The organism is Rhizobacter sp. P5_A1 (genome assembly GCF_056400745.1).
In genome coordinates this window covers 159,727-184,019 of sequence record NZ_JBFUKR010000006.1, presented here as the reverse complement: position 1 = coordinate 184,019, position 24,293 = coordinate 159,727, and the positions used below count along the sequence as shown (strand labels likewise).

Genomic DNA, 24,293 nt, shown 5'->3' with positions numbered 1-24,293 from the left:
CAGCTGACCGAAAGCCCAGCCTTCGCCGACCGGATCGCTGCCACCCAGCGCCACGATTCGCGCGCAAACCACTCGGTAACGCGCGACTTGAATGCCGCTGCATCCTCAACGCGACCCGCCGCGCATGAGTGCGGGAAAGACCGTCAGAACGAACGCATCGAGAGCCCTCGACTTGCAACGCGATCCCGCGCGCGGTCGCCCTAAGTGTCACTGGAACGGCAGGCAGTTCCACTGATTGAGTCAGCGATGGCTGTGAAAAAATGATTTAAATGGTGGTAATGATATTTTTACCGGTGCCGAAGACACAAGCAATCTTCACCTGATCTGCGCGCAGTACGGCGTGGGCCGCCTACACCTTCCTCCAACGGCGTCCGACACATGACTTCACCAAACGACCATGAGGTCTGGCCCTCCGGCCAGTCGGCCCCTCACCCGCGTGCGCTGGGCTGGATCGGCACCACCGCGCTGGCCATGGGCGGCAGCAACCAGAGCTTGTTCATCCTGGCCGCGCTGTTCGCCGGCCAGGGCGAGATCCTGGGCCAGGGCAGCGCCGCCGTGCCGCTGCTCATGATCGGCTTATTGCTCTCCTGGGCCGCGGCTCCAGGGTGGATCGAACTGGTGCTGATGTATCCGCATCGCGTAGGCGGCATTTCGGCGGCCTGCATCGAGGCGTTCCGACCTTACAGCCCCGTGTTGGCCAACCTGACCGGCGTCTGCTACTGGTGGGGTTGGGTGCCGACCTGCGGGCTGACGGCGATCCTTTCGGCTTCAGCCATCCATCAGTGGTACGCGCCCGATGTGCCGATCACGGTCCTGGCGATCGCCATCGTCACGTGCTTCACGCTACTGAACTTGCTCGGCATCCGGTGGGTGACGCGCGTTGCGGTTCCGATCGCGAGCGTCTCCGCTGTACTGGCCTTCGTGTCGGGCCTGGCCCCGATCGTGGCGGGTGAGGTCGACTGGCGCCTGGCCACCACGTTCGAGCTGACCACGCCGTTCAGCGGCTGGTTCGGCCAGTTGACCAGTCTGATGGCGGGGCTCTACCTGATCGGGTTCGCCGCGCCGGCTTTCGAGGCCGCCGCCTGTCATGTGGGCGAGACCATCGATCCGAACAAGGCCGTGCCGCGCGCCATGCTGGCCAGCGGCCTGCTGGCCGGCCTGTTCTTCGCCGTCCTTCCCGGGGTTTGGTTAGGCACCTTGGGGGCGGAGCCCTTGGGCAAGGATCTGGCCCTGGTGCTCGGCCCGACCTTCGCCCCGCTGTTCGGCAACGCGGGCAAGGCGGTCGCCATCTGGTTCATGGTCTTCGGCATGTTCTCTGGCACCCTGCAGCCGCTCGCGGGCGCCGCGCGCGCCCTGTCGCAGCTGTCGGAGGACGGCTTGTTGCCACGCATCCTGGCGCGTCGCTCGCGAACCGACGCACCGTGGGTTGCCACGCTGTTGACCGCAGCGATGGCCATTCTGTTTCTGCTGATCGGTGACCCGATCTGGTTGATCGCCGCCGCCAACTTCACCTACCTCATCAGCATCGCCTTGCCCAGCGTGGCGGTATGGCTGTTGCGGCGCGACGCACCGCAGCTGCATCGCCCCTTCCGGGCGCCGCGCGGCACCCTCAACCTCGGCCTCGCCGCGGCCATCATCTGGGGCCTTTCGGCCCTGCTAGGCTTCGAGCAGTTCGGCCTGTCCACCGTGCTGATTGGCCTGGCGTTCGCGTACTCCGGATCGGCGCTGTACGCCTGGCGCAAGTACGACGACCGCAAGCGCGCCGGCTTGCCTGGCCTGGTGGGCAGCCTGCAAGTCAAGTTGACCGGCGCCATGCTGCTGGTGCTGGTGCTGGATGGCACCGGCTATCTGCTCGCCGTTGGCAACTTGCCCCCGCAACAGAGCGCGCTGATGACGGCCCTGGCCGACATCTTCGTCGCGGTCGCGATGCTGTCGATCACGGTGGCGCTGGTGCTGCCGGGCATCATCGCCCACTCGGTCATGGAGGTCTCCAGCGTGGCGAAGCGCCTCGCCACGGGGACCCTGGCGGAGTTTTCCCGCGCGATGAATGCGCTCGGTCGCGGGGACTTGGACGGCGCTGACGCCAGGGTCGACATCACGCCGGTGCACGTCAACACGCGCGACGAAGTCGGCGACATGGCAATGAGTTTCAACATTCTGCAAGCCGAAATTGGCTCGGCCGCGGCCGGGTTGGCGGGCGCCCGCGAGGGCCTGCGCCAGGCGCGCGATGACCTGACCGACTCCAACGCGCGCCTGGAACAACGCGTGCTTCAGCTCCATCGCGCCGAAGAGAAACTCTCGGGCGTGCTCGATTCGATCGACAACGTGGTGTGGTCGATTTCGCTGACGGAAAACGAGTTGCTCTATCTCAACCCGGCCGCCGAGCGCGTGTACGGCCGACCGGTCTGCGACTTCTTCGCGGACCGCGCCCTCTGGCTCAGCATCGTCCACCCGGACGACCGCCGCCGCCTCAGGGACAGCCTCGACGAGTTGATCGTCAACAAGGCCATGACGCTCGAATACCGAATCGTGCGGCCGGACGGAAGCGAACGCTGGCTGGAAGACAAGGCCAGAGTCATCAGCGGACCGGATGGAGTGCCGATCCGCATCGACGGCGTGGCCAGCGACATTTCCGAACGAAAGTCGCACGCCGAACGGATGGCGTACCAGGCAACCCACGACGCATTGACCGGCTTGCCGAATCGGAACCTTCTTGCCGACCGTGTCGAGCAGGCGATCGCGCTGGCCCGGCGCAACGATCAGCATGTGGCGGTGCTCTTCCTGGACCTCGACGGATTCAAGTTCATCAACGACAGCTTCGGGCACGCGTTCGGCGATGCCCTGTTGCGCTCCGTGGCGGCTCGGCTCGAGGTTGTCGTGCGCCAAAGCGACGCAGTCGCGCGACTGGGCGGCGACGAATTCGTGATCCTGCTGCCCGACCTTGCAGATGCAGAAGGGGCGGTTCGTGTCGCATCGAAGGTGCTCGAGGCGATCTCGGTGCCGATGCCGCAAGACGGACGTGAGGTGCACTTGAGCGCCAGCATTGGCATCAGCGTCTTTCCGCACGACGGAGACACTTGCGACACCCTACTCCAGCACGCGGATGTGGCCATGTACCGCGCCAAGGCGAACGGTCGGAACGGGTTCCAGTGCTACTCGAAGGAAATGGGCGCCCAGGCTCAGAGGCGCACGGAACTCGAGGCTGCGCTGCGGGTTGCAATCGAACGCCATCAACTGGAGCTCTACTATCAACCTCAGGTGGACCGCGATGGCGCTTGCACCGGGGTGGAGGCGCTGTTGCGCTGGCACCATCCAGAACTCGGGATGGTGCCGCCACTGCAATTCATTCCGCTGGCCGAAGAGACCGGGCTGATTGTCCCGATCGGAGAGTGGGTGCTGAGAACGGCGTGCGCTCAGGCCAAGGCGTGGCACGCTGCAGGCCACGCTGCGTTGTCTGTGGCGGTGAACATGTCGGCGAAGCAGTTCCAGCAACAGGACATCCCGGCGCTGGTGTGCGATGTGCTCCGCGCCACCGGATTGCCGGCTCATTGCCTGGAACTCGAGTTGACGGAGAGCGCCCTGATGCACGATACCGACGCCGCCATTCAGACGATGCGCAACATCAAGGATCTTGGTGTGCGCCTCGCCCTGGATGACTTCGGGACGGGGTATTCCAGCCTGAGCTACCTCAAGCGCTTCCCGATCGACGTTCTGAAGATCGATCAGTCATTCACTTTCGAAGTGACCAGCGACGATGGCGCGGCGTCGATCACGCGGGCAATCATCGCCATGGCCCGTTCGCTGAACATGAGCACCGTCGCGGAAGGCGTGGAAACCAGGGCGCAGCTGGAATTCCTCGGCGCGCTCGACTGCGACGTGATGCAGGGCTACTACATTGGCCGTCCAATGCCGGTCGAACAGATCACGGCCCTCCTCAGCGACGATCGCCTCGCAGCTTGCGCGACTCACCGCCCAAGTTCGGCACGCCTCGGTCCGGTCGCCACTGAAGTGTTGGGCAATGCCCTGGCTTGAGTCTCGAGGTGTATCGGCGCTTGCGCCGCCTAGTCACCGAGCATTTGGCTCGCAAGCAGTCGGTCAAGCGGGGCGCGCACCGCGGCGGCGCCGCTCAGGCGACTCAGCTCAATTGGGATGCGCGTCGGCGCTCGCCTGTGCCGGCTGTGTGCGCACCGCCCACACGACGCCGGCGATCAGCAGCGCAACGCCGAGCAGCGTCTCGGCCTGCGGCAGGCTCTTGCGCAGCACGAACGCGTAGCCCAGTGCCGCGAGCGTCTCGAACACGATCAGCTGGCCCGCGAGCGTCGGCGGCAGGCGCTGGCTCGCTTCGTTCCAGCACAAGGTGCCGAGCCACGATGCGAACAGCCCGATCGCGAACATCAGCGTCAGGAACTCTGCGGCGCGCGGCCCGAACGGCATCTCGAACGCGCTGCCGCTCGCGCTGTGCCAGAGCCAGGTGAGCGCATAGCCGATCAGCGCCAAGGGCAAGGTCATCAGCCCTTGCGCGGTGGCCCAGCCGCGCGGGCTGCGATCCGGGTGCGCGCGCAGCCACTCGGCATTGCGGATCGGGTACCAGGTCCAGCACGCGACCGCGCCGGCCGCGAGCAAGGCGCCGAGCGCGTAGCGCGCCAGGTCGGCGTTCGGGTCGCGCCGCAATTGCGCGAGCTCGACGCGATTCACGAGCGCGATGCCCAGCCCGATCAGTGCCAGCGACGGCAGCAGCTTCGACCACGCCAGCGGCGCCTCGGCGCGCGCGCCGGCGCCGGCGCGGCGCAGCTTCGAGGTGATCGCGATCACGACCGGCAAGGTGCCGATGATCATCGTCGGCAGCGGCCCGCCGGCGCGCTGGATGCTGCTCGCGAGGAACAGGTAGTAGACGATGTTGCCGACCAGCGCGAGCTTCAGCGCCTCGAGCCAGTCGGCGCGCGCCAGCTGCTTCAATCGGCCGCGATCGAGCCAGCCGAGGGGCAACGCGATCAGCCCGAACGCGAGGTAGCGGCCGAAAGATTGCAGCGTCGCCGGGTACTCCGGCAGCAGCAGCGGGCCGACGAACACGAGGCCCCACATCAGGCCGGCGGCGAGGGCGAAGAGGATTCCGGAGACGAGTGGCGCAGCGAACATGGGCCGCGAGTGTCGCCTACGCGCGTTGTCGCGGTCTTGTACCCAGTTGCTGCTGGTAGCGGCCCGGCGTGACGCCGTAGCGGCGCGCGAAGGCGCGTGTCAGGTGCGCCTGATCGGTCAGCCCGACCGCGGCCGCGACCTGCGCCGGCGCTTCGCCGCGCGCGAGCCGCTGCTTCGCATCGAACAGGCGCAACGCCATCAGCATCTGCTGCGGCGTGGCATCGTGCGCGCGCCGGAACTCGCGCAGGAAATGGAACGGGCTCAGGCCCGCGACCGCGGCGAGCGTGTCGAGCGTGACACGCTCGGCCAGGTTCGTCTGCATGAAGTCGACGACGCGCGCGAACCGTTGCCGCCCCTCGGGCCGCTGCGGCTGCAACACGCGCGCGCTCGGCCGCAGCGCGTCGACCAGCAGCGACAGCGCACTGTCGAACGCGAGCGGTTCATGCGTCGACCAGAGTGCCTTCAGCAGGCCGCTGACGCGCCGTGCGCGCGGCGGGTCGCGGCCGACCGCATCGGCGAACCACCAGCCGGGCTCGCCGGTCAGTGCGTCCAGCACCTCCGCGTCGAGGTACAGCATCCGATAGCGCCAGCCGTGCTCGGTCTCGGCGCGGCCGGTGTGCAGTTCGTCGGGATTCATCAGCACCAGCGTGTCGGCCGGCGCGAGGTGTTCGCTGCCGCGGTAGCGAAAGCGCTCGACACCGGACTCGATCGCGCCCAGCCCGTATGCGTCGTGCGTGTGCGGCTCGAACGCGTGGCGCACGATGTGCGCGCGGTACAGCTCCACGCCGGCCCGATGCGCCGGACGCTTGAACTCCGCGGCGTCGAGCGGGTGGTCGAACTGATCGGGCACGGCTTGCACGGTCGGATGATCGCACCCGGCGCCGCGTCGCGGCGTGCGATAAATTGCGCACCTTGTGCGTGGACATTCGCGCGCGTTCCACGAGAGGCTCCAGATGCGCTTTGCTTCCTTCGCCCCCGGCAGGTTCGCGCCGGCCGCCCTGCTGGCCCTGGCCAGCGGCCTCTGCCACGCCGAGCCGGCGCCGAGCGCGCCGCCGCCCGCGCCGGTCAAGGACGTGACCGATCGCCACTTCGGCACCACCGTGCATGACCCGTACCGCTACTTCGAGAACGTGAAGGACCCGGCGGTCGCGGCGCTGGTGAAGGCGCAGGCCGACCGCACGCGCGCGACGCTCGACCGGCTGCCGCTGCGCGAGACCCTGCTGAAGGAGATCACGGGCTACGGCGATGCCGGCGTCGCGCGTGTCTACGGCATGCAGGTGAACGGCGACGCGATCTACTTCTACAAGCGCCGGCCGGACGACACCATCGCGAAGCTCTACGTGCGCGAGGGCGCGGCGGGCACGGACCGGCTGCTGGTCGATCCCGATACCGAAGGGGGCTCGAAGGAAGCGCACGCCGCGATCGACTGGTTCGCGCCGTCGCCCGACAACAAGTACCTGGCCTATGGCCTCTCGACCGGCGGCTCGGAAGAATCGGTGCTGCATGTCAAGGAGGGCGCGACCGGTCGCGCGACCCGCGAGCTGATCACGCGCACCAACTTCGGCCCGCCCGGCTGGACCGCCGACAACCGCCTGGTCTACAACCGGCTCCAGGCCACGGCCGCGGACGCGCCGGTGAGCGACAAGTACCTCAACAGCCGCGTCTACCTGCACAGGCTCGGCGACGATCCGGACCAGGACACCGCGCTGCTCGGCGCCGGCCTCGCGGCGAATGTCGAGATCGCGCCGGGCGCGATACCTTTCATCGGCATCGTGCCCGGTTCGCGTCAGGCGGTCGGGCTGATCGTCAACGGCGTGCAGCGCGAGCTGACGCTCTACCTCGCGCCGATCGATTCGTTGACCGGCGGCAAGCCGACCTGGAAGAAGGTCGTCGACCCCGCCGATCAGGTCACCGACTTCGCGGCCTTCGGCGACACGCTGTACCTGCTCTCGCATCGGGGCGCGTCGCGATACCAGGTGCTCCGGCTCGCGATGAACGCCGCCGACATGGGCCAGGCCGACGTCGTGGTCCCCGCGAGCGAAGCGGTGATCACCGGCCTCGCGGCCGCGCGCGATGCGCTCTACCTGCGGCGCATGAGCGGCGCGTCGAGCGAGTTGCTGCGCCTGCCCTACGCGGCGGGTGCGAAGGCGGTGACCGTGCCGCTGCCGTACGAGGCCGACATCAGCGTGCTGGCGACCGACGTGCGCGTGCCCGGCGTCGTCTTCGACACCAGCGGCTGGACCCGCTTCGGCGGCGTCTATGCCTACGACCCGCGCAGCGCCAAGGTCCGCGATACCGGCCTGCAGCCGCAAGGCCCCTACGACAACCCGGCCGACCTGGTCTCGACCGAGGTCAAGGTCAGGTCGCACGACGGCACGCTGGTGCCGCTGTCGATCGTCCACCGCAAGGGGCTGAAGCTCGACGGCAGCAACCCGACGATCCTGTACGGCTACGGCGCCTACGGCATCTCGCAGACGCCGTTCTACCGACCGACCTACCTGCCGTGGTTCCAGCGCGGCGGCGTGCTCGCGGTCGCACACGTGCGCGGCGGCGGCGAGTACGGCGAAGACTGGCACAAGGCCGGCTACCAGCTGACCAAGCCGAACACCTGGAAGGATGCGATCGCGAGCGGCGAATGGCTGATCGCGAACGGCTACACGACGAGCGCGCGGCTCTCGATCATGGGCGGCAGCGCCGGCGGCATCTTCGTCGGCCGCTCGATCACCGAGCGGCCCGAGCTGTTCGGCGCGGCGATCGATCAGGTGCCGGTGTCGGATGCCCTGCGCTTCGAGTTCTCGGCCAACGGGCCGCCGAACATCCCCGAGTTCGGCAGCGTCAAGACCGAAGACGGCTTCAAGGGGCTGTATGCGATGAGCTCGTACCACGCGGTCAAGGACGGCACCAGGTACCCGGCCGTGCTCGTCACCACCGGCGTCAACGACCCACGCGTCGATTCGTGGCAGGCCGCGAAGATGGCCGCCCGCTTGCAGGCCGCCACCGCGAGCGGCAAGCCGGTGCTGCTGCGGGTCGACTACGACGCCGGCCACGGCATGGGCTCGACGAAGAAGCAGGGCTACGAGGAACGCGCCGACACCTTCGCGTTCCTGCTCTGGCAGGCCGGGTTGATCGAGCCGCGACCGTAGGCCGCGCGTCGCGTCAGCTCGTCGGGCCCGGGGCTTGCGCACGGCCCTGCGCGGCGGCCGGCGCGTCGCCCCAGCCGCCGCCGAGCGCACGGATCAGCCCGACGGTCGCCTGGTATTGCGCCGAGCGCACCTGCAGCGCGAGCCGCCGGTTCGCGAGCTCGCTGCGGCGCGCGTCGAGCAGTTCGAGCTGGCTGACGTAGCCGTTGCGGTAGCGCGAGGTCGAGAGCAGCGTCGCACGGCTCGCCGAATCGACCGCCTGCGCCTGCGCGCCGGCCTGATCTGCGAGCAGGCGCAGCGTCGAGAGCTGGTCTTCGACATCGCGGAACGCGACCAGCACCTGCTCGCGGTAGCCGGCGGCGGCGGCGTCCCATTGCGCGTTCGCGCTCTGCACCCCGGCCTCGCGCCGGCCGCCATCGAACAGCGGCAGCGACAGCAGTGCGCCGATGCCCCACGAGCGCGCCGACCACTTGAACAGGTCGCCGAGATCGGTCGACGCGAAGCCGCCCGAGGCGGTCAGCGACACGTCGGGGAACCACGCGGCCTGCGCCACGCCGACGCGCAGCTGTGCGGCCTGCATCGCGCGCTGCGCCGCGGCCACATCGGGGCGGCGCGCGAGCACGGTGCTCGGCACGCCGGGCGGCACCTGCGGCAGCGCACCGCCCCAGTCGGCCTCGGCGGCTCTCTCGGCAAACGTCAGCGCGCTCGGCAGTTCGCCGAGCAGCACCGCGAGCGCGTGCTCGAGCGCGGCGCGGCGCTGGTCGAGCGCGAGCGCCTGCGATTCGGTCGAGGCGACCTCGGTGCGCACGCGCGCGAGGTCGAGCTCGGCCACGTCGCCGGCCTGGTAGCGCCGCTCGGTCAGGCGCAGCGTGTCGCGGTAGGCACCGACGGTCTGGCGCACCAGCGCACGCTCGGCGTCGAGCGCGCGCAGGCCGAAGTAGGTCTGCGTGACGTCCGATTGCACCAGCAGCCGCGCGCTCTGCACCAGCGCCTCGCGCGATTGCGCGTCGAGTGCCGCGGCGTTGCTGGCCTTCGCGAGGCGGCCGAACAGGTCGGGCTCGTACGAGGCGCCGACACCGGCGCTGAAGACATTGCTTGGCGCCGTCGTGCCGAAGGCCGGGCTCGCGGTCTGGCGGTTCGCGCCGGCCGCGAGGCCGAGCTGCGGCAATCGATCGGCGTCGGTAGCTCGCACCAGCGCCCGGGCCTGCGCCAGGCGTGCGGCCGCGAGCTGGATGCTGGTGTTGTGGCGCTCGGCGCGCGCGACCAGCTCGTCGAGCAGCGGATCGCCGAAGGCCTTCCACCATTCGCCGCGCGGCTGCGCTTCGGCCGGCTGGAGCGCGGCCCAGCGGCCGTCGACTTCCTTGAACGCGGCCGGCGCCGCGGGCGCGGCGATCGGCTCGAAGGCCGGCGTCGTCGCGCATCCGGCGAGCAGCAGCGCGGCGAAGAGCGGCGCGAGCGCCCAGCGCGGTGTCGTGAAGAGCTTGTGGTTCATGTCATGTCTCTCGATTCGTGTCATTGCCTGCATCACTCGGGCAGGCGCAGCGGCGCAGCCGGCTGCGGCGTCAGTGCATGGCTGGCGCCGCCGCCGCCGATCGCCTCGGCCGGGTCCAGGTGCGGCACGCCGCCATGCAGCTTCAGCGGGCGATTGCCGGTCAGCCTTCGCAGCAGCACGTAGAACACCGGCGTCAGGAAGATGCCGAACGCGGTCACGCCGATCATCCCGGTGAACACCGCGATGCCCATCGCCCGGCGCATCTCGGCGCCCGCGCCGGTGGCGAGCACGAGCGGCAGCACGCCCATCACGAAGGCCATCGAGGTCATCAGGATCGGCCGCAGGCGCAGCCGGCTCGCCTCGATCGCGGCCTGGATCGGCGTCCGGCCGGCGAACTCGAGCTCGCGTGCGAACTCGACGATCAGGATCGCGTTCTTCGCACTGAGCCCGACGAGCACCATCAGCCCGATCTGCGTGAACACGTTGTTGTCGCCGTCGGTCAGCCACACGCCGGTCATCGCGGCCAGCAGCCCCATCGGCACGATCAGCAGGATCGCCAGCGGCAGGGTCAGGCTTTCGTACTGCGCGGCGAGCACCAGGAAGACCAGCAGGATCGCGATCGGGAAGATCAGCGCGGCCGAGTTGCCGGCCAGGATCTCCTGGTAGGTCAGGTCGGTCCACTCGTAGCTGATGCCGGGCGGCAATGTCTCGGCGGCGATGCGCCGAACGGCGTCCTGCGCCTGTCCCGACGAATAGCCGGGCGCCGGGCCGCCGTTGATGTCGGCGGTCAGGAAGCCGTTGTAGCGCATCGCGCGTTCCGGACCGAAGGTCGGCTTGATGTTCATCAGCGCCGCGAGCGGCACCATCTCGCCGCTGGTCGAGCGCACCTTGAGCGTGCCGATGTCTTCGGCACGCGCCCGGTAGGCCGCGTCGGCCTGCACGCGCACCGAGTACGTGCGACCGAACTTGTTGAAGTCGTTCGCGTACAGGCTGCCGAGGTAGATCTGCATCGTGTCGAACACGTCGGTGATCGGCACGCCGAGCTGGCGCGCCTTCGTGCGGTCGATGTCGGCATAGAGCTGCGGCACGTTGACCTGCCAGCTCGAGAACATCCCGGCGAGCTCGGGCGTCCGGTACGCCTTCGCCATGAAGGCCTTCTGCGCCGCGTCGAGCGCCTCGAAGCCGAGCGAGGCGCGGTCTTCGAGCTGCAGCTTGAAGCCGCCGGTCGTGCCCAGGCCCTGCACCGGCGGCGGCGGGAACATCACGATGAACGCATCCTGGATCTGGCCGAATTGCTTGTTCAGGTTCTGCGCGATCGCGCCGGCCGAGAGCTCGGGGCCGCGGCGTTCGTCGAACGCCTTCAGCGGCGTGAACACGATGCCCGAGTTCGAACTGTTCGTGAAACCGTTGATCGACAGGCCCGGGAACGACACCGCGTGTTCGACGCCGGGGGTCTTCATCGCGATCGCATCCATGCGGCGGATCACGTCTTCGGTGCGATCGAGCGTCGCGCCGTCCGGCAGCTGCGCGAAGCCGATCAGGTACTGCTTGTCCTGGGCCGGCACGAAGCCGTGCGGCACCAGCCTGAACACGCCGAGCGTGGCGGCCGCGAGCAGCACGTAGACGCCGAACATCACCGCCTTGCGCGAGATCGCGCCCTTCACGCCGCCGCTGTAGGCGTTCGCACCGCGCAGGAACAGCGTGTTGAAGCCGCGGAAGAAGCGGCCCAGCACGCGGTCCATGCCGCGGGTCAGCGCGTCCTTCGGTGCGTCGTGGCTCTTCAGCAGCAGCGCGGCGAGCGCCGGCGACAGCGTCAGCGAGTTGACCGCCGAGATCACCGTCGAGATCGCGATCGTCAGCGCGAACTGGCGATAGAACTGGCCGGTCAGGCCGCTGATGAACGCGAGCGGCACGAACACCGCGATCAGCACCAGCGCGATCGCGATGATCGGCCCCGAGACCTCGCGCATCGCACGGTAGGTCGCGTCGCGCGGACTCAGGCCGCCCTCGATGTTGCGCTCGACGTTCTCGACCACGACGATCGCGTCGTCGACGACGATGCCGATCGCCAGCACCAGCCCGAACAGGCTCAGCGCGTTGATCGAGAAGCCGAACACCTTCATCACCGCGAACGTGCCGATGACCGCGACCGGCACCGCGAGCAGCGGAATGATCGACGCGCGCCAGGTCTGCAGGAACAGGATCACGACCAGCACGACGAGCGCGATCGCTTCGAGCAAGGTGTGCACGACCGATTCGATCGACGCGCGCACGAACTGCGTCGGGTCGTAGACGATCTCGTAGCTCACGCCTTCGGGCATCGCCTTCTTGATATCTTCCATCGTCGCGCGCACGCCGTTCGAGATCGCGATCGCGTTCGAGCCCGGCGCGGCGAAAATCGGCACCGCGACGGCGTCCTTGCCGTCGAGCAGCGAGCGCAGCGAATAGTCGGCCGCGCCGAGCTCGATGCGCGCAACATCGCGCAGGCGCGTCACCGCACCGTCGGCGCCGGTCTTCACGATGATGTCGCCAAACTCGTCCTCGCTCTGCAGGCGGCCCTGCGTGTTGACCGAGAGCTGCACGTCGATGCCCGAGAGGCCCGGCGACGAACCGACGATGCCGGCCGCGGCCTGCACGTTCTGGCCGCGGATCGCGCTCACCACGTCGCTCGCCGAGAGGCCGCGGTTCGCGACCTTCTGCGGATCGAGCCAGACGCGCATCGAGTAGTCGCCCGAGCCGAACAGCTGCACGTCGCCGACGCCGTCGACCCGCTTCAGCCGATCCTTGACATTGAGCACTGCGTAGTTGCGCAGGTAGGTCATGTCGTAGCGGCCGTTCGGCGACAGCAGGTGCACGACCATCGTCAGGTCGGGCGAGCTCTTGATCGTCGTGATGCCGAGCCGGCGCACCTCTTCGGGCAGCCGCGGTTCGGCCTGCGCGACGCGGTTCTGCACCAGCTGCTGCGCCTTGTCAGGGTCGGTGCCGAGCCGGAACGTGACGGTCAGCGTCATCAGGCCGTCGGTCGTCGCCTGGCTCGCCATGTAGAGCATGCCTTCGACGCCGTTGATCTGCTCCTCGATCGGCGTCGCGACGGTCTCGGCGATCACCTTCGGGTTCGCGCCGGGGTAGTTCGCGCGCACCACGACCGAGGGCGGCACGACCTCCGGGTACTCGGAGATCGGCAGCCCGCGCACCGCGATCAGGCCGCCGAGGAAGATCAGCAGCGAGAGCACGCCGGCGAAGATCGGCCGGTCGATGAAGAATTTCGAGAGATTCATGAAGAGCTTTCTGTTCTTATGAGCGCGGCGCGGTGGCGGGCGCGGCCTCGGCCTTGATTTCCATCGCCACCGGCTGCGGCGCGACCAGCGCGCCGGGGCGCACGCGCTGCAGGCCGTTGACGATCACGCGCTCCTGCGCCTTCAGGCCGGTCGTCACGATGCGCAGACCGCCGACGTTCGCGCCCAGCGTGACCTCGCGGTACGCGGCCTTGTTGTCGTCGCCCACGACCATCACGTACTTCTTGTTCTGGTCGGTGCCGACTGCGCGCTCGTTGACCAGCAGCGCCGCGCTGCTCTTGACCTGGCCCATGCGCAGTCGCGCGAACTGGCCCGGGATCAGGCTGCCATCGGCGTTGTCGAACACCGCCCGCACGCGCACGGTGCCGCTCTTCGCGTCGACCTGGTTGTCGACGAGTTGCAGGTGGCCGGTGAACGGCGTGTCGGCGGTTGCCGCGGTGCCCATCTGGACGGGGATCTTCTCGAGCTGCGTGCGCGCGCTCGCGCCCCCGCCCTTCGCCTCACCCTGCAGGCCGCGCAACGCGCGCGTCACGATCTGCTCGTCGGCATCGAAGCTTGCGTAGATCGGGCTGACGGAGACCAGCGTCGTCAGCACCGGCGCGCCGGGGCCGGCCGCGACCAGGTTGCCGACCGTGACCTCGAGCCGCCCGACGCGGCCGGCGACGGGCGCGCGCACCTGCGTGTAGCCGAGGCTCAGGCGCGCGGTCTGCAGCGCGGCCTGCGCGGCGCGCAGGTTCGCGTCGGCTTCGCGCTGCGCATTGATGCGTTCGTCGGCCTCGCGTTGCGCGATCGCGCGCTCGTCGAGCAGGCGCTGGGCGCGCTCGTACTCGCTGCGGGTGTACGACTGGCGCGCCTGCGCGGCGGCGACCTGCGCCTCGGCGCGTTCGACATCGGCGGCGTACGGCGCCGGGTCGATCGTCAGCAGCAGATCGCCCTTCTTGACCAGCGCGCCTTCGCGGAAGTGCACCGCTTGCACCGTGCCGGCCACGCGCGAGCGGATGTCGACGCGCTCGACGGCTTCGAGGCGGCCGGAGAATTCGTCCCAGGTCGCGACATCGCTGTTCACGACCATCGCCACCGAGACCGGCGTGGCCGGCGCTTCGGGCGATGGCGAGGCGGTCGCGGTCGTCGTGCGCAGGCTGAACACCGCGGTTGCGATCGCGGTGAGGGCGGTCAGCGTGGTGCCGGCAACCCAGAGGCGGCGGCGGGTCGGGAGCGGAAGAGGTTTCGACATGATGATTCCTTGGTTGTTTCGCGTGCCCGGCCGCGAGCCGAAAACAGCTCCGCCCGCCTTGCCGAAACGAGCGTTTCGGCGACTGCATCGCGTGGGAACTTGGGGCCCGGGGCCGGGTCAGAAAATTACGTAGTGAACGCTACGACATGTGGCACAATGTAGCCATCGCACAAGAGCTCGTCAAGAGATTTATTAGCGATCGATATGAAAAAGACCCCCGAGACAACGGCGAGCTGCTGCGGCGCCGCACCGAAACCCCGCGGACGCCCGCTGTCCTTCGACCGTGACACCGCGCTCGACCGCGCGATGCACGTGTTCTGGGAGCACGGCTACGAGGCCGCGTCGATCAGCGACCTGACCGCCGCGATGGGCATCACGCCGCCCAGCCTGTACACCGCGTTCGGCGACAAGGAGCACCTGTTCCTCGAGGCGATCGAGCGCTACGGCAAGGGCCCGGGCGGCTTCGGCCAGCGCGCGCTCGACGAAGAGCCGACCGCGCGGCGCGCGATCCACCGCCTGCTGAACGAAGCGGCCGACGAGCTGACGCAAGACTGCCACCCGCTCGGTTGCATGATGGTGATGGCTGCGACGAACTGCTCGGTCGCTGCCGAGCACATCCAGACCGCGCTCGCGAAGCGCCGCGCACTCGGCGTCGCGAACATGCAGGCGCGCATCCAGCGCGGCATCGACGAAGGCGAGCTGCCGCGCAGCACCGACGCCGGCGCACTCGCGAATTTCTACGCGACCGTCTACCAGGGCATGTCGATGCAGGCGAAAGACGGCGCGACGCGTGCGAGCCTGCTGCGCAGCGTCGAGATGGCGATGCGCTCATGGCCGGTGCCGGCCAACGCGGTCAAGGCGACGCCAACGCGCCGCGCCGCGGTCGCTCGCTGAGCCGCGATGGCGCCGGCTGCGGCCCCGGTCGAAGCGCTGCTCGGCCTCGCGATCCAGCATGTCAACGCCGGCCAGCGCGCGCGTGCACGCGTGCTGTGCGAGCAGGCCGCAGCCACGCATCCGCCGCATCCGGCGGTGCAGCAGCTGCTCGCGGTGATCAGTCTGCAGGAAGGCGACGCGGCCTCCGCCGTGCGTTTGGCGCAGGCGAGCCTCGCGCTCCGGCCGGAACATCCTCCGACTTTGCGCATTGGCGCCGACGCATGGTTTCAGCTGTCATTGGTGCGGCATGACGCGGGCGATGCCGCCGGCGAGGAACAGGCGCTGCGCGAGGCGCTTCTGCTTTCACCCGAGCATGTCGAGGCCGAAGTGAACCTGGGCATCGCCCTGCAGGAGCGCGGCGAGATCGACGCGGCGATGCGCGCGTATGGCCGCGCCTATCGCTCGCGCGAAGACAGCTTCGGTCGCATCGCTCATGCGCTCGCAGCGCCGAACGTCGGCCGCGTGTGGCTCGATCTGAGCGAACTGCGCGCCGCGCTTCGCGCCATGCCTGCGTAGCTCAGGCGCCGCCGCGCTTGCCGCGGTAGCCTTTGCGATAGACGCCGGGGCCGCTCATGATCTTCGCGGCCAGCGTTTCGTAGCTCTGCGCGCGTGGCGCCGACATCGGCTCGCACACCAGCGCGAGCGGCTCGCGCGGCACCGGGAAGCACTGCGCGACCGGCGTGCCGCGCGGCAGCACGCCGCGAAACGCCGGCTCGGTCCAGATCGCAGGGAAGTTGATGCCGACCTCGTTGAAGCGGTCTGCATCGACCAGGCCGGTGACGGTCCGAAACGGCAGGTCGTCGCGGTTGATCGGATGCCCGGCCATCAGCGACCAACCGGGTTCGAGCGCGATCGTCCAGAAGCTGTTGAACTTGACGGCCGCTTGTGTGCCGCGCGCCAGCGGCGATCCCGCAACCTGCTCGGGCACGTGAAAACTCAGCGGCGCGCGCGGGTGGCCAGCGACGGTCAGCGCCGGCAGTGGCCAGTCCCAGCTGAACCGGCCCGCATCGACCGTCACATCGCAGGGCAGCAGGATCATGAATCCGTGCGACATCGCGTCGACGAACGGCGGGCATTGCTTGACGGTGCGGATGCTGCGCTGGTGGACCTCGGAGGGCACGCGCGGTGCCATCCGGCGCAGCCAGTCGGGCAGCGCTGCCCGCGCCGGAACCGGCCGCGGCAGCATATCGATCAGCGCCGGGTCGCAGCGGAAGTGGATGTTCATGCAACAAGGAATGACGCCCTGCCGATCGAGCGGGATCGGCAGGGCGAGGCACGCTCAGCGCGTGCCGGAGCTCAGCGGACCTTGCCCGCCTTCCACGCGTTCAGCAGCGTGTCGTAGGCGATCGTCTCGCCCTTCGGCTTCTCGTTCGCGAGCTTCTTCCACGGCGCGCCCTTGTCGGTGAGCCACTTCTCGGGCGCGCCCTTCGGGTTCAGCTTCGGCGCGCAGTGCGCCATGCCGGCGCGTTCGAGGCGGCCCATCACCTGGTCCATCTCTTCGGCGAGGTTGTCCATCGCGGCCTGCGGTGTCTTCTCGCCCGTCACCGCGACGGCCACGTTCTTCCACCACAGCTGCGCCAGCTTCGGGTAGTCGGGCACGTTGGTGCCGGTCGGCGTCCACGCGACGCGCGCCGGGCTGCGATAGAACTCGATCAGGCCGCCGAACTTGTTGGCGTTCTTCGTGAAGTACTCATGCTGGATGTCGCTCTCGCGGATGAAGGTCAGGCCAACGGCCGACTTCTTCGCCGAGACCGTCTTGCTCGTCACGAACTGCGCGTAGAGCCAGGCCGCAGCGGTGCGGTTCGCGTCGTGGTCCTTGAAGAAGGTCCACGAGCCGACGTCCTGGTAGCCGTTCTGCATGCCCTGCTTCCAGTACGGGCCGTTCGGCCCCGGTGCCATGCGCCACTTCGGCGTGCCGTCGGCGTTCACGACCGGCAGGCCCGGCTTCACCATGTCGGCGGTGAACGCGGTGTACCAGAAGATCTGCTGCGCGATCTGACCCTGCGCGGGCACCGGGCCGGCTTCGCCGAAGGTCATGCCGGTGGCCTCCTTCGGCGCGTACTTCTTCATCCAGTCGACGTACTTCGTCAGCGCATAGACGGCCGCCGGCGAGTTCGTCGCGCCACCGCGCGAGACCGAGGCGCCGACCGGCGTGCACTTGTCGTCGGCGACGCGGATGCCCCACTCGTCGACCGGCAGGCCGTTCGGGATGCCGATGTCGGCGGTGCCGGCCATCGACAGCCACGCGTCGGTGAAGCGCCAGCCGAGCGACGGGTCCTTCTTGCCGTAGTCCATGTGGCCGTAGATCGGCTTGCCGTCGATCGTCTTGACGTCTTCGCTGAAGAACGCGGCGATGTCTTCGTAGGCGCTCCAGTTCAGCGGCACACCCAGGTCGTAGCCGTACTTGGCCTTGAACTTGTCCTTCAGGTCCTGGCGCGCGAACAGGTCGGCGCGGAACCAGTACAGGTTCGCGAACTGCTGGTCGGGCAGCTGGTAGAGCTTCTTGTCGGGCGCGGTCGTGAAGCTCGTGCCGATGAAGTCCTTGACGTCCAGGCCCGGGTTCGTCCACTCCTTGCCGGTGCCGGCCATGTAGTCCGACAGCGCCATGATCTTGCCGTAGCGGTAATGCGTGCCGATCAGGTCCGAGTCGCTGATCCAGCCGTCGTAGATCGACTTGCCCGATTGCATCGAGGTCTGCAGCTTCTCGACCACGTCACCCTCCTGGATGATGTCGTGCTTGACCTTGATGCCGGTGATTTCTTCGAAGGCCTTCGCGAGCGTCTTCGATTCGTACTCGTGCGTCGTGATCGTCTCGGAGACAACCGAGATTTCCTTGACGCCCTTGGCCTGGAGCTTCTTCGCGGCATCGATGAACCACTTCATCTCGGCCGTCTGCTGATCCTTGCTCAAGGTCGACGGCTGGAACTCGGCGTCGATCCACTTCTTCGCGGCGGCTTCGTCGGCCCACGCGCCCTGGCCGATGACCAGAGCGGCGGCGGCCAGGGCCACAGCATTCAAGCGCAATTTCATTGAAGTCTCCTGAAGGTCTCTTCCCGTTGATGAGGTGGCGCGCGGCTGGGAAGGAACGGCTGCGCACCTTTGCCATGAAAACTATCCCTTGCGCATGATCAGCGCGAGCACGAGCATCGAGAGCCCGAAGCTGATCCAGATCGACGGCTCCGATTCGAGCCCGAACCACGTGATCATCTTTTCGCTGACCGCGACGAACGCGAGGTTGATGTAGGCCGCGACGAGCAGCCCGATGAACAGGCGATCGCCGCGCGTCGTGCGGATCGGCAGGAAGCCCTTGCGCTCGACGGTCGGCGCCTTGAGCTCCCAGACCGTCATGCCGACGAGCATCAGCACGATGCTGCAGAAGAACACCGCCACCGGCAGGGTCCAGGCCATCCAGTCGAACATGATCAGACCCTCCCCATCGCGAAGCCCTTGGCGATGTAGTGCCGCACGAACCAGATCACGATCGCGCCCGGCACGATCGTGAGAACCCCCGCTGCGGCGAGCACGCCCCAGTCCATCCCCGAGGCGCTGACGGTGCGCGTCATCACCGCAACGATCGGCTTCGCGTTGACGCTCGTCAGCGTGCGCGCCATCAGGAGCTCGACCCAGCTGAACATGAAGCAGAAGAACGCCGCGACGCCGACGCCGGCCTTGATCAGCGGGATGAAGATCGTCAGGAAGAAGCGCGGGAACGAGTAGCCGTCGATGTACGCGGTCTCGTCGATCTCGCGCGGGATGCCGCTCATGAAGCCTTCGAGAATCCACACCGCGAGCGGCACGTTGAACAGCAGGTGCGCAAGTGCGACCGCGATGTGCGTGTCCATCAGCCCGAGCGTCGTGTAGAGCTGGAAGAACGGCAGCAGGAAGACGGCCGGCGGCGTCATCCTGTTGGTCAGAAGCCAGAAGAAGACGTGCTTGTCGCCGAGGAAGCTGTAGCGCGAGAACGCGTAGGCGGCGGGCAGCGCGACGAGCAGCGAGATCGCCGTGTTGATGGCCACGTAGATCATCGAGTTGATGTAGCCCGAGTACCACGACACGTCGGTGAAGATCGTGCGGTAGTGGTCGGTCGTGAAATGCTGCGGCCACAGGCTGAACGTGGACAGGATCTCCTCGTTCGTCTTGAACGACATGTTGATCATCCAGTACACCGGCAGGATCGCGAACACCAGGTACAGGACCAGGAACACGCCGCGTTTCTTGTAGCGCCGCTCATCCATGCTCGGCTCCCGATTTGTCAGCGGTGCCGACGCGCTGCATCCAGTTGTAGAGGATGAAGCACAGCAGCAGGATGATCAGGAAGTAGATCAGCGAGAACGCCGCGGCCGGGCCGAGGTCGAACTGGCCCACCGCCTTCTGCGTCAGGTATTGCGACAGGAAGGTCGTCGCGTTGCCGGGCCCGCCGCCGGTCAGCACGAACGGTTCGGTGTAGATCATGAAGCTGTCCATGAAGCGCAGCAGCACGGCGATCATCAGCACGCCACGCAGTTTGGGCAGCTGGATGAAGCGGAACACCGCGAACTTCGAGGCGCCGTCGATGCTCGCGGCCTGGTAATAGGCGTCGGGAATCGCGCGCAGGCCGGCGAAGCACAGCAGCGCGACCAGCGGCGTCCAGTGCCAGACATCCATCAGCAGCACGGTGAGCCAGGCGTCGCGCGCGTTGCCGGTGTAGCTGTACGAGATGCCGAGCTGCGCGAGTGCGGCGCCGAACAGGCCGATGTCGGTGCGGCCGTAGATCTGCCAGATCGTGCCGACCACGTTCCACGGGATCAGCAGCGAGATCGCGACCAGCACCAGCACCGCGGACGAGCGCCAGCCCTTCGCCGGCATCGACAGCGCGAGCACGATGCCGAGCGGAATCTCCACCACCAGCACCGCGAACGAGAACGCGATCTGGCGTGCCAGCGCGCCCTGCAGGTCATCGTCGCGCATCACCGACTTGAACCACTCGGTGCCGACGAAGACGCGGCGCTCGGGCGAGATGATGTCCTGCACCGAGTAGTTGACGACCGTCATCAGCGGCAGGATCGCCGAGAACGCGACGCACAGCACGACCGGCAGGATCAGCAGCCAGGCCTTCTGGTTCACGGGTTTCATGCGTTCCCCTCCATCGGGATCAGCGTCTGGTCGTCGCGGTAGAAACAGGTGTGCGGGCCGCTGACGACCAGCCCGATCGCGTCGCCGACCTTCGGCGCGCGTTGCTCGGCGCTCAGTCGCGCGCGCACGACCGGCCCGTCGACGCCGACGCGCGCACTCAGCAGCCAGTACGTGCCGATGTCCTGGGCTTGCGTCACGACGGCCGACAGCGCGCCGTCGGCGTTGGCGGCGGCGAGCGTCACGTATTCGGGGCGCACCCCCAGCGTCGCGGCGCCGTCGGGTGCGCGCAGCGCGACGCCCGCGACCGACACGCCGGCGGCATCGCGCTGCAGCGGGAGGAAGTTCATTCCCGGCGAGCCGATGAAGTGGCCGACGAAGGTGTGCGCCGGCCGCTCGAACAAGGCCGACGCGCTGCCGATCTGCACCGCGCGGCCGCGTGTCATCACGACGACCTGGTCGGCGAAGGTCAGCGCCTCGACCTGATCGTGCGTGACGTAGATCAGCGTCAGCTTCAGCTCGTGGTGGATCTGCTTGAGCTTGCGCCGCAGCTGCCACTTCAGGTGCGGATCGATGACGGTCAGCGGCTCGTCGAACAGCACCGCGCTGACGTCCTCGCGCACCAGGCCGCGGCCGAGCGAGATCTTCTGCTTCGCGTCGGCGGCGAGGCCGGCGGCGCGCATGTCGAGCTGGTGGCTCATCTCGAGCATCTCGCCGATCCTGCCGACGCGCGCCTTGATCTTCTCGGATGCAACCCCACGGTTGCGCAACGGGAAGGCCAGATTTTCGGCCACCGTCATCGTGTCGTAGATGACCGGGAACTGGAACACCTGCGCGATGTTGCGCTGCTGCGGTGTCTGGGCGCTGACGTCGACGCCGTCGTACCTGACGTTGCCGTGCGACGGCTTCACGAGGCCCGAGACGATGTTCAGCAAGGTCGTCTTGCCGCAGCCCGAGGGCCCGAGCAGCGCGTAGGCGCCGCCGTCGTCAAAGCTCATCTTCAGCGGCAGCAGCGCATAGTCTTCGTCGCGCTGCGGGTTGCGCTTGTAGGCGTGCGCGAGGTCGAGGTCGATGCGGGCCATGTCAGTTGCTCTCAGGGGCGACGAGCAGGTCGCCGGCGGCGTCGAAGACGTAGGCCTGCGCCGGATCGAGGTGCAGCGTGAGCGCCGCGCCGAGCGTGAACACGTGCACGCCGGTGAGCTGCGCGACGAGTTCGCCGATCGGCGTTGCGACGTGCACGAACGTGTCGGAGCCGGCAATCTCGGCCAGCTCGACGAGCCCCGGCAGCGCCAGGTCGCCGCCGCGCGGCACGACGCGCAACGCACCGGCGCGCACGCCGACCGTCAGCGCGGCGTCGCGCGCGCCGGCGGGCCCGGCCGGCAGTGCCAGCGCGAGGCGCACGCCGCCCGGCAGGTCGACGCCCTCCTCGTGCGCCCGACCCTGGATCAGGTTCATCGGCGGATCGCTGAACGCACGCGCGACGCGCAGCGAGCGCGGCCGGCGAAAGACCTCGGCGGTCGGCCCGTACTGCAGCAGTTCGCCAGCATCGAGCACCGCGGTGTAGCCGCCGAGCAGCAGCGCCTCGGTCGGCTCGGTGGTCGCATAGACGACGGTCGATTGACCGCTCGCGAACAGCTGCGAGAGCTCGTCGCGCAACTCCTCGCGCAGCTTGTAGTCGAGGTTCACGAGCGGCTCGTCGAGCAGCATCAGCGGCGCGTTCTTCGCCAGCGCACGCGCCAGCGCGACGCGCTGCTGCTGCCCGCCCGAAAGCTCGGCCGGCAGCCGCTTCAGGAACGGCTCGATGTGCAGCTTCGCGGCGAGCTCGGCGACCCGCGCACGGATCGCCGAGCGGCTCGGTGCGTCCTTGCGCAGCTTCAGCGGCGATGCGATGTTGTCGGCGACCGTCATCGACGGGTAGTTGATGAACTGCTGGTAGACCATCGCGACATTGCGGTCGCGCACCGGCTGGCCGGTCACGTCGACCGTGTCGGCGAGCACCCGGCCCTGGCTCGGCTTGTCGAGCCCGGCCATCACGCGCATCAGCGTGGTCTTGCCGGACTGCGTCGCGCCGAGCAGCACCGTCACCGCGAGCGGCACCAGCGTCAGGTCGAGCGGGTACAGGTGGACGGCGGCGCCCACACGCTGCTCGATGCGTTCGAGCTTCAGTTCCATGCGGGGGTCTCCGTCGTCGATCGCGTTGGGGCCATGGCCGGCGCGATCGCGTCGGGCCAGTGCGATGCGCACCATCCGGCGACCGTGGCGCGCTGGGCCGGCGTCAGGTGCAGGCCGAGCTTGCTGCGGCGCCACAGCACGTCGTCGGCGCCGCGCGCCCACTCGTGTTCGTGCAGGTAGTGCAGCTCGGCCTCGAACAAACCGGGCGCGACTTCGGCGCCCAGGCCGTCGCGCAGCAGCAGCTCGACACGCGAGCCGTAGGCGCGAGCGAGGCGCGCGGCCAGCGCGGCCGACAACTCGGGGTGACGTTGCGCAAGCGCCTGCGTGAAGCGCGCGATGTCGGTGTCGGGCCGCTGTGCCGCGCCGATCCAGCCGCTCAGGTCGCCGCCGGGCAGCATCGCGCCGCGCGTCCACGCGCCGCGACTCGCGCCGAGCGTCGCGGCGAGCATGTCGGCGGCTTCCTCGGCCAGCTTGCGGAAGGTCGTCATCTTGCCGCCCCAGACGGTCAGCAAGGGCGCCGCCGATTGCGATGCGGTGTCGAGCTCGAGCTGGTAGTCGCGCGTCACCGCGGCGGCGTCGCTGGCTTCGTCCTCGAGCAGCGGGCGCACGCCGGAGTAGCTCCAGACCACGTCGGCCGGCGTGATCGTCTGCTTCATGTAGCGGCTCGCCTGCTCGCACAGGTAGGCGGTTTCGGCGGCGTCGATCCGTGCCTCGCCGAGCGGGCCGTGGTGTTCGACGTCGGTGGTGCCGATCAGCGTGAAGTCGCCTTCGTACGGGATCACGAAGATGATGCGGCGATCGGGGTTCTGCAGGACGTACGCGTGATCGTGCTCGAACAGCTTCTTCACGACGATGTGGCTGCCCTTGACCAGGCGCAGCGATTTCGGATCGGCCAGGTGCGCGTGCTCGCGCAGGAATTGCGCGGCCCAGGGTCCGGCCGCGTTGACCAGCGCGCGGGCCGTCACGTCGCGGCGCTCGCCGTCGCGCGCCTGCAGCGTCGCGCGCCAGCCGCCGGCCGTGCGCAAGGCCTCGATGCAGCGCCAGCGCGTCAGCACCTCGGCGCCGTGCGCCGCGGCGTCGACGGCGTTCAGAACGACCAGCCGGGCGTCGTCGACCCAGCCGTCGGAGTAGACGAAGCCCTTGCTGTATTTGGGCTTCAGCGGCTCGCCGATCGGGCCGCGGCGCAGATCGATCGTCGTCGAGGCGGGCAGCACCTCGCGCCGGGCGAGATGGTCGTAGAGGAACAGCCCGACCCGCATCATCCAGACCGGCCGCATGCTCGGATCGTGCGGCATCACGAGCCGCAGCGGCCGGATGATGTGCGGCGCGCTCTTCAGCAGCACCTCGCGCTCGGCCAGCGCCTTGCGCACCAGCGAGAACTCGTAGTACTCGAGGTAGCGGATGCCGCCGTGGATCATCTTCGTCGACGACGACGAGGTGTGCTGCGCCAGGTCGTCGGCCTCGCACAACAGCACGCTGTGGCCGCGCCCGGCCAGGTCGCGCGCGATCCCGACACCGTTGATGCCGCCGCCGACGACCAGCACGTCGCACGCCTCGGTGGGCGGGCGAGGCGCGGCGTCGGGCGAGCCTGGCGGCTCGCCGATCGGGCGGGATGGATTCAACGGGTCTCCTCGACGGGTGCCAAACGAAACATCAAGCACGCTGCTTTGGTTCGTTTGGGTTCGTTTTATGTCTGTCTGGTTTCTCTTTTTATCAAAACAGTTCACGAAGCGCAAGCGAGATAACCGCGATGGTGCAACGCCGACGGCCCGCTACGCTGC

17 protein-coding genes are annotated in these 24,293 nt (G+C 68.5%); 4 read left to right on the top strand and 13 right to left on the bottom strand.

Going from position 1 to position 24,293, the window contains the following annotated elements; genetic code table 11:
- Positions 1-378: 378 nt before the first annotated feature.
- Positions 379-4,032: an amino acid permease gene (locus AC1DTW_RS08845; protein WP_477980671.1), complete on the top strand. Its 3,654-nt coding sequence runs from the start codon at positions 379-381 to the stop codon at positions 4,030-4,032.
- Between the two features lie 108 nt (positions 4,033-4,140).
- Here AC1DTW_RS08845 and AC1DTW_RS08840 read toward each other — a convergent pair whose 3' ends face one another.
- The gene (locus AC1DTW_RS08840) at positions 4,141-5,136 is read right to left on the bottom strand and encodes a DMT family transporter (protein WP_477980670.1); all 996 of its coding nucleotides are present in this window, start codon (positions 5,134-5,136) and stop codon (positions 4,141-4,143) included.
- A gap of 16 nt (positions 5,137-5,152) precedes the next feature.
- Positions 5,153-5,995, bottom strand: a complete 843-nt coding sequence (locus AC1DTW_RS08835; protein WP_477980669.1) for an AraC family transcriptional regulator — start codon at positions 5,993-5,995, stop codon at positions 5,153-5,155.
- A gap of 94 nt (positions 5,996-6,089) precedes the next feature.
- Between AC1DTW_RS08835 and AC1DTW_RS08830 the strand changes: the two genes are divergently transcribed.
- A complete protein-coding gene (locus AC1DTW_RS08830) occupies positions 6,090-8,279 on the top strand; it encodes a prolyl oligopeptidase family serine peptidase (RefSeq protein ID WP_477980668.1) in 2,190 nt (729 codons plus the stop codon).
- Between the two features lie 13 nt (positions 8,280-8,292).
- Here AC1DTW_RS08830 and AC1DTW_RS08825 read toward each other — a convergent pair whose 3' ends face one another.
- Genes AC1DTW_RS08825 through AC1DTW_RS08815 form a run of 3 tightly spaced genes read right to left on the bottom strand, consistent with a single transcriptional unit; the run spans position 8,293 to position 14,298 of the window.
- Positions 8,293-9,768: an efflux transporter outer membrane subunit gene (locus tag AC1DTW_RS08825; protein ID WP_477980667.1), complete on the bottom strand. Its 1,476-nt coding sequence runs from the start codon at positions 9,766-9,768 to the stop codon at positions 8,293-8,295.
- 32 nt (positions 9,769-9,800) lie between these two features.
- Positions 9,801-13,046: an efflux RND transporter permease subunit gene (locus tag AC1DTW_RS08820; RefSeq protein ID WP_477980665.1), complete on the bottom strand. Its 3,246-nt coding sequence runs from the start codon at positions 13,044-13,046 to the stop codon at positions 9,801-9,803.
- Between the two features lie 16 nt (positions 13,047-13,062).
- Positions 13,063-14,298 (bottom strand): efflux RND transporter periplasmic adaptor subunit, encoded by a 1,236-nt coding sequence (locus AC1DTW_RS08815; RefSeq protein WP_477980664.1) that lies wholly within the window; start codon positions 14,296-14,298, stop codon positions 13,063-13,065.
- Positions 14,299-14,502: 204 nt separating this feature from the next.
- On the opposite strand from AC1DTW_RS08815, the gene AC1DTW_RS08810 reads away from it, so the two are divergent.
- Both AC1DTW_RS08810 and AC1DTW_RS08805 read left to right on the top strand, forming a co-directional pair.
- A complete protein-coding gene (locus AC1DTW_RS08810) occupies positions 14,503-15,192 on the top strand; it encodes a TetR/AcrR family transcriptional regulator (RefSeq protein ID WP_477980663.1) in 690 nt (229 codons plus the stop codon).
- Positions 15,193-15,327: 135 nt separating this feature from the next.
- The gene (locus AC1DTW_RS08805; RefSeq protein WP_477980661.1) at positions 15,328-15,747 is read left to right on the top strand and encodes a hypothetical protein; all 420 of its coding nucleotides are present in this window, start codon (positions 15,328-15,330) and stop codon (positions 15,745-15,747) included.
- Position 15,748: 1 nt separating this feature from the next.
- Here the strand turns inward: AC1DTW_RS08805 and AC1DTW_RS08800 are convergent, their stop codons facing one another.
- From AC1DTW_RS08800 to glpD, 8 genes are all read right to left on the bottom strand, one after another.
- The gene (locus AC1DTW_RS08800) at positions 15,749-16,456 is read right to left on the bottom strand and encodes a hypothetical protein (protein WP_477980660.1); all 708 of its coding nucleotides are present in this window, start codon (positions 16,454-16,456) and stop codon (positions 15,749-15,751) included.
- A 71-nt stretch (positions 16,457-16,527) separates the two neighbouring features.
- Entirely contained in the window at positions 16,528-18,261 is a 1,734-nt protein-coding gene (locus tag AC1DTW_RS08795) for an ABC transporter substrate-binding protein (protein WP_477980659.1), read from the bottom strand.
- Positions 18,262-18,342: 81 nt separating this feature from the next.
- On the bottom strand, positions 18,343-18,651 hold the full coding sequence (locus tag AC1DTW_RS08790; RefSeq protein WP_477980658.1) for a DUF2160 domain-containing protein: 309 nt from the start codon (positions 18,649-18,651) through the stop codon (positions 18,343-18,345).
- 2 nt (positions 18,652-18,653) lie between these two features.
- Complete coding sequence (locus AC1DTW_RS08785; RefSeq protein ID WP_477980657.1) at positions 18,654-19,466, bottom strand: carbohydrate ABC transporter permease; 813 nt, start codon at positions 19,464-19,466, stop codon at positions 18,654-18,656.
- Entirely contained in the window at positions 19,459-20,343 is an 885-nt protein-coding gene (locus AC1DTW_RS08780) for a carbohydrate ABC transporter permease (protein WP_477980656.1), read from the bottom strand. The genes AC1DTW_RS08785 and AC1DTW_RS08780 overlap by 8 nt, the downstream gene beginning before the upstream one ends.
- Positions 20,340-21,422, bottom strand: a complete 1,083-nt coding sequence (locus AC1DTW_RS08775) for an ABC transporter ATP-binding protein (protein ID WP_477980655.1) — start codon at positions 21,420-21,422, stop codon at positions 20,340-20,342. Before AC1DTW_RS08775 ends, AC1DTW_RS08780 begins: the two co-directional genes overlap by 4 nt.
- Position 21,423: 1 nt before the next feature.
- The gene (locus AC1DTW_RS08770) at positions 21,424-22,512 is read right to left on the bottom strand and encodes an ABC transporter ATP-binding protein (protein WP_477980654.1); all 1,089 of its coding nucleotides are present in this window, start codon (positions 22,510-22,512) and stop codon (positions 21,424-21,426) included.
- Positions 22,503-24,134: a glycerol-3-phosphate dehydrogenase gene (gene glpD / locus AC1DTW_RS08765; protein WP_477980653.1), complete on the bottom strand. Its 1,632-nt coding sequence runs from the start codon at positions 24,132-24,134 to the stop codon at positions 22,503-22,505. Before glpD ends, AC1DTW_RS08770 begins: the two co-directional genes overlap by 10 nt.
- Positions 24,135-24,293: the final 159 nt, after the last annotated feature.